The sequence below is a fragment of the Porphyromonas sp. CAG:1061 genome, from assembly GCF_000435035.1.
In the GTDB taxonomy this organism is placed as follows: Bacteria; Bacteroidota; Bacteroidia; order Bacteroidales; family Porphyromonadaceae; genus Porphyromonas_A; species Porphyromonas_A somerae.
This window is the reverse complement of record NZ_HF988879.1, coordinates 1-5,727: the sequence shown is the minus strand read 5'-3', so window position 1 is coordinate 5,727 and position 5,727 is coordinate 1. Positions and strand designations below refer to the sequence as shown.

Annotated in this window: 8 protein-coding genes; all 8 read right to left on the bottom strand. The window is 37.2% G+C overall.

Translation table 11 applies throughout. From position 1 onward, the window contains the following. Nucleotides 1-545: OmpA family protein (locus QVO39_RS02175; RefSeq protein ID WP_288171576.1), on the bottom strand; the 545-nt coding region annotated here is incomplete at its 3' end. Then, nucleotides 542-1,045, bottom strand: a complete 504-nt coding sequence (locus tag QVO39_RS02170) for a hypothetical protein (RefSeq protein WP_021902829.1) — start codon at nucleotides 1,043-1,045, stop codon at nucleotides 542-544. The genes QVO39_RS02170 and QVO39_RS02175, both read right to left, overlap by 4 nt. Before the next feature lie 2 nt (nucleotides 1,046-1,047). Then, nucleotides 1,048-1,881: a conjugative transposon protein TraN gene (gene traN, locus QVO39_RS02165; protein WP_021902828.1), complete on the bottom strand. Its 834-nt coding sequence runs from the start codon at nucleotides 1,879-1,881 to the stop codon at nucleotides 1,048-1,050. 6 nt (nucleotides 1,882-1,887) lie between these two features. Next, complete coding sequence (locus QVO39_RS02160; protein WP_021902827.1) at nucleotides 1,888-3,084, bottom strand: conjugative transposon protein TraM; 1,197 nt, start codon at nucleotides 3,082-3,084, stop codon at nucleotides 1,888-1,890. Nucleotide 3,085: 1 nt separating this feature from the next. Beyond that, nucleotides 3,086-3,514 carry a hypothetical protein gene (locus tag QVO39_RS02155; protein ID WP_021902826.1) on the bottom strand — a complete coding sequence of 143 codons (429 nt, stop codon included), beginning with the start codon at nucleotides 3,512-3,514 and terminating at the stop codon, nucleotides 3,086-3,088. Then, nucleotides 3,511-4,146: a conjugative transposon protein TraK gene (gene traK, locus QVO39_RS02150; RefSeq protein WP_288171574.1), complete on the bottom strand. Its 636-nt coding sequence runs from the start codon at nucleotides 4,144-4,146 to the stop codon at nucleotides 3,511-3,513. Before traK ends, QVO39_RS02155 begins: the two co-directional genes overlap by 4 nt. Continuing rightward, nucleotides 4,143-5,159, bottom strand: coding sequence for a TraJ family protein (locus QVO39_RS02145; protein WP_021902824.1), 1,017 nt, complete (start codon nucleotides 5,157-5,159; stop codon nucleotides 4,143-4,145). The genes traK and QVO39_RS02145 overlap by 4 nt, the downstream gene beginning before the upstream one ends. Continuing rightward, nucleotides 5,143-5,727, bottom strand: a 585-nt coding sequence (locus QVO39_RS02140) for a DUF5045 domain-containing protein (protein WP_288171572.1), incomplete at its 5' end; no start/stop codon positions are given. The genes QVO39_RS02145 and QVO39_RS02140, both read right to left, overlap by 17 nt.

Sequence of the window (5,727 nt, the reverse complement as noted above, 5' to 3'; positions counted from 1 at the left end):
CTCTCTCCTAATCCAAGGGTTTTAACGACTTCCATTATTTCGGAATAATTCATTTCTAGGTAGTTTCTTACTGACACCGCACGTTTTTCAGACAGAGCTTGATTATACTTTTCACTTCCAATGCTATCAGTATGACCTATGATGTAAACCTGCTTTTTATCAGTGCCTAGTAGTCGAATTAATGAATCAATAACAGCTTGTTGTTCTTCCTCTAAATCGTATCTGTCAAAACCAAATAATATTCCTGAGGGAATTGTCGCTCCCAATACTTCCCCAGTAAGGCTATCTCTTTGTATAGCTATATTCGAGCTGTACAATAAACTATCTGTACTTTCATTGCCAATCGTGTTCTTTGCATTATAATACTTAGCTAGTTGCTCTACTATATCAGTATCAAGACCTCCCACAATTATAGCTTGTGGATAATGAGTCAATACGGTGAGGATATGTGAGTGCTTGTCATCTTGTCGCTCAATCCTATTCTGCTGTAGAGTGGAACACGAAGTTAAGATTAACGAAAGGGATATAAGTAAATACTTTTTCATCTTGTAAGAGGTATTTTAATTCCTAATGATAACCCTGATACTAGTAAGTTTTCAGAGCGAAAAACAAGTAAGTTGTCCTGGGCTATAAAGAGTTTTACTCTATTCCTTAAGGAGATTTCATACTCTAATCCGAGGTTTAAGCCAAACGTAAACCCCTTGAAGCCTGACCCAATATTTCCTCCAAAACTGATGTATAAATTGTCGTTCTTGCCTAAGTAGAGAGTTGGTTTGTAGTATCCTGCAAGACTATATTCTGCAGTCTTAAATGACCTTTCGCTGTATAGTGAAGGGTCTCTAGCTACAATTGCAAATCCAACAAGCCTTCTTCTTGAAAGCTCTTTTTCAAATCCTACCTGACCACCCTGTAATAAATGTCGAGCTAAAGGATTTACAAAGTATGTTGGGGATAAATATAAGTGCCAATCGTTTTCGCCTGCTTGAGAGTTTTGGCAGGTGAGTAACGCTATGATGGCTATAATCAAAGTATATATCTTTTTCATCTCTAGAACTGGTCAGCCTTTAATACATCACTATATTCAATCTCTAATCTTACAACACGACCTGATAGCTGTTTTTCTGAAAGCTCAATTACAAATACTTTTTCTTCAGGAAATGTAAACTTTTCAAACACAAATACATTTCTATAATTTCTTTTGAAGCTCTTGTCTTTCTGAGCAATTAGTAGCGGTGATACTTCAATGCTTTGAAACGTTGTAGCTTTTGTCTTGCGTTTGTCCTCTACTACAAAACGTATATTTTCTATATCGTACTGTATATTTGTCTGATTGAATAAGCTAAGGTCGAGAAAGAAGTATTTATCCATCGTATATATGTTATTCAATCTAATTCTCATCCCATACTTCCTTGAAGAAACGTTGTAGTAGTTGTTTTTGGAGAGGAGAATGTGGTAGCAGTAGTCGTACAGTTGTGATTCAGTCATATCTGACTCTGGGTTAAGGTAGCTTTTTACATCACTGTAGGGGATATTATACCTAGCGTATACTTTGCTTAAATCATCTGTATAGACAAGCAAGTACTGCACCATAAAACGCTCAGTGGTTATTGTCAAAACTCCTGAAGCACCCTCTACAGTTGGTTTAACTCTGAGAGTGTTTGAAAGCGGTATGTCACCAGCTATATCTGCAATAGAGATGTCTACATACTCAATCTTTTCAGGGGCTACAAAGTGAGTTGAAATCTCTTTATTAACATATATAACTGGTAGGTTTTCTTTAATTCTACCTGCCTCTTGGCTTTCAATTTGGGCAAAAAGGTTTGTCCCAGAACTCAGTAATGCTATAGCTAGCAAAAATGCGATGGAAATAACTTTTTTCATATAGTTTTATTTGTCGTTAGTTAGATATAAAATCGTATTATACTTAATAGTCGCTTTATTCTTTGTGATATTACTAGATACAGCTTGAGAAACACTTTGATATGCGTTCTGTACAGCTTGTGCTGCCATTCCAATAAAGTTGTCAGGGCTTGAGTTGATGTTCATTTGCCCACCTTGCAGAGCTTGTGAAGCTGCAGCCTTAGATGCATCTCTAAATTCAGATTTTGGAACATACAAACCTTTAATTCCATCTACATCAAGTGCGATAAGCTCCACTTTTACACGTTCTTTATTTACAATAATTGAAGTAACCTCAACTTCAATTCTTTGCTCAGAAAAGCCCGAAACTACACCATAAATTGGGGTGCCAGCTTTCACTATTTTATCAGAAACCTTAATGTCTTCCAATAAGATTAGGCGTAGTCTACTTCCTTGCTCTACTTTAGTGGTTTGATCAACCATAGCCTTAAAAGTATTAGGTGAGGAACTATCTTGTTGCTTTCTTGTCGAAACGGTATTAAATATAGTTCTGTCTGAGCCTTCGACTTTCTCAACCATATTCGTTTCTTTAGCATTTAGTTCATCATATACCTTTTGTCGCTCTTCAGCTCTTATTTGAGCTTCTCTTCTTTCGCTCTCCTGTTCAGGAGTTAATATTTCTTCTCCATTGATGAGCTTTTGATAAAGCATCATTTCATTTAGCAAGTCATTATCTTTGTCATTGTCGCTTGAAGTGCCAGTGTTATAATCGTCAAGATTTCCGAGACTTCTCGAAGATTGCAACTCCTCGTTATTCTTTCTGATTTGCTCATTCATAGCATCGATATCAGCCTGATTCATATTGGCAATCCTTTCAAGTGAATCTAGATAGGCTATTTCTTCCGCAGTATATACAGTCGTATCCGATGCGATGAGTGTCGGGTCATAAAGATTGCTTAGAGCAGTATAGTCTTCCATTTCCTTATAGCTCTCATTCATAGCATCAGATTTGCTTGAAATCTCGCCTCCTTCACCAGCGGGGATAGATTGTATTTCTTCAACACCTTCTGATTGTGTTTGGTCATTATTACTATCACCTTTGACTTCAGAGATAATTCCAAAGATAAACCACCCAATAATGAGTACGATTACAAGAATCAAAAGGGGAAAGATGAACTTTTTATCCCTAAGGTTCTCCAATTTGAAATTTTGTTTTTTGCTCATATTATTCTTGCAGTTCTTTTATATTGTTTAAATACGTAATGCCCCACGCTATATATAAAGAATCCTCAGTGGTTAAGTCTCCCCTTTCAAGTAGGTAATCTACGCTGTCAATTACATTTCTAATCTCCTCTTGTTGTTCTCGTATTAAGTTATCGTAGTTTTTGAGTGTATCAGTAGCTACAATCAGATCCTCAGGCACATTTGGAGATGCAACGGCTCTCTTTGAGTCCCACCAAAAACCAAAGGCGAATAGTAATGTTGCAACTACCACTATAAGTGGCATAGCTATTTTTCTATTCTTCACAAGAAAATCATTCGTCTTTCGGATGGCAATATCCAATCTATATGATCCTCCAATCCTTTCTCCTAATCGTGCAAAAAAGGCTATTTCCTTGTCACTTAGCGTACGTCTTAGCTTTTTCTTGTTCATAATGATTGTTTTCTTTCCTCTGCTAAGTCACGGTTGGAGATCGTCCTGTAGTCAATGATTAGATAGCCGAAGGGGTTGTTTTCCGTCCGTGCAATTTTTCTTAATCCTCCAGTAGTGATTAGCTCTCTTGTGGTTAGGGAATATTTTTTTTCTATGCGCTGCTTTCCATAGTAGCGAAAGGTCATTGATGCCTGATCTAAAGTTATGCTATCACAAACAATAGTGAAGTTGGCACTATGAGAGAGAATGTCATTGTAGAATCCCTTGTCTAGTAATGCATTTCGTTGTTTAACTCCAGATTCGTCAATCAGATATAGGGCTTCACTTATCGTTCTTTCTATATACTTGTCATCTGGCGGAAGTGTAAAGAATAGCCTATGAAAGGTTTTAATTGTACTCTTGGCTTCAAGTTCAAAACTCGCTTCTGAGTCGCTCCGCTGAGCAAGCGATGGAACCCCATCGACGTTCAAGACATAAATTTGCTCGCTAGCATTTTCTGCAATGCGAATGCCTTGATACACTCCTAAAAAAGCAAGGCTTAGCCCTGATACTATTGAAAGTATGCTAACTATCAATGCAAGCTTTATCTTTGATTCTATGTTTTTGATTATCATATTTTGATTCAGTTTCAAATTGCACCTGCCGTTGCTTTAGCTCCTGTGCTAATCGCTTTTGTAGTTGACCTTTGAATGCCATTTACAAAGGCATTTACAGCTTGAGAAGTGCCTGTTGGGAATATCCAGCTAACAATTTCAGGAGTCATTTTTAGTCCATATCCACCTACTACAGCAGCCACAAGAGAATAGAGGTAGTTGTAATTAAAAATGCTTGGAAATCCTGGTGTTGATAACTGCTTAATGTCAACTTGAATGCCATATTTAAATAGTTGCATTGCTGCAGCCATAATCATATAGGCTACAAATCCATATAGACAAAATGATAGGTACCTGCTTAACCAACTAGCCCAATTATCTTTCCATATAGGTAGAACCGACATGCCTATTGAAATCGGGCCTGTTATGGTTAGTATTCCCAATGCAATCTCTTTGGCAAAAAAAGTGAGCAATACGCAGGAATACCAAACGATTTTGGATATTGTTTCTATTATCCATTCATATACACTGTTGTTGATTGTATGCTTGAGGTCGTAAACTGTTCTGTAGGCGTCTACTGCTTTACCCCACATACTTTTAACAGTGCCGACTACTTGATCCCAGAAGCTTTTCTTTTGCTTCATTTGATCATTAGCTAATTCTGCTTCTGCTCGAGCTTTTTGCAGGATGTTATATTGATTGAGCTTCACTTTCCAGCGTTGTACGTGTAGCTGTTCTACTTTAGCAACTTCTTTTTGATATACACTTGTTTTTGCCCACTTTTCAATGCCGTCAAATGGCATACGAAGTGAAGAAGTTACTGGTCCCCAAAATGCAAGAACCGTGCTTATCAATATGGGACGAATAAATACTAGAACATCAACACTTCTCTTGAGTAACATCATTTGAAATGCTTCCTTGGCTACTATTACTAAGCACAATACAGCTCCTATGGCTTTGCCCATACCCACAAAGTGACCATAATAGCTTTTGAAAAAACCATTAAGTGAAGTCACTAGGGTTAAAAAATTATCGTCAAAGAATTCTTGCATCTTGTTTATACTGATCTAATACATTAAACATATGGTTCGTTTCTAGGCAAGAGCGACATTTCATTATTAACTCCTCAAGTTTTTTGAGTTGTTCCAAATAAACTCTTTGCCTATCGATGTTTGTAACATAGCTTGTGTGCATCATTTCAATGCTTTCCTTTATCTTTTGATGTTCTGTAATAAACTCCTTAAGGAGTTCATCACTACCTATTTCATTCCTATACTCTACTATGTATTTCGCTATTAATATTTCTAGTTTGTTGAATATCTGTTTGTAGTCAGTTTGTACGATGTCTACACTTCTATCGGCAATATTTGCTAGCTCTCTTTTGTGAACGTTAGATACTTGCTTAGTGATTGATTCGTACTCTTTCTTTGATAGTTTTGCAGTTAGTAGCATAGAAGCTCTTAACCTAGAGTTAGGAGCATATCTACCCTCATTAAAGTCTACTACCCATCCCGATTTGAACCCCCGCCACCTCCAATGTGACTTGGCTCCTGAATACTGCCGATGAAACCAATAATACCACCAAGCTGGATGAAAATCCCAGGGTCCAGTCTCCATACT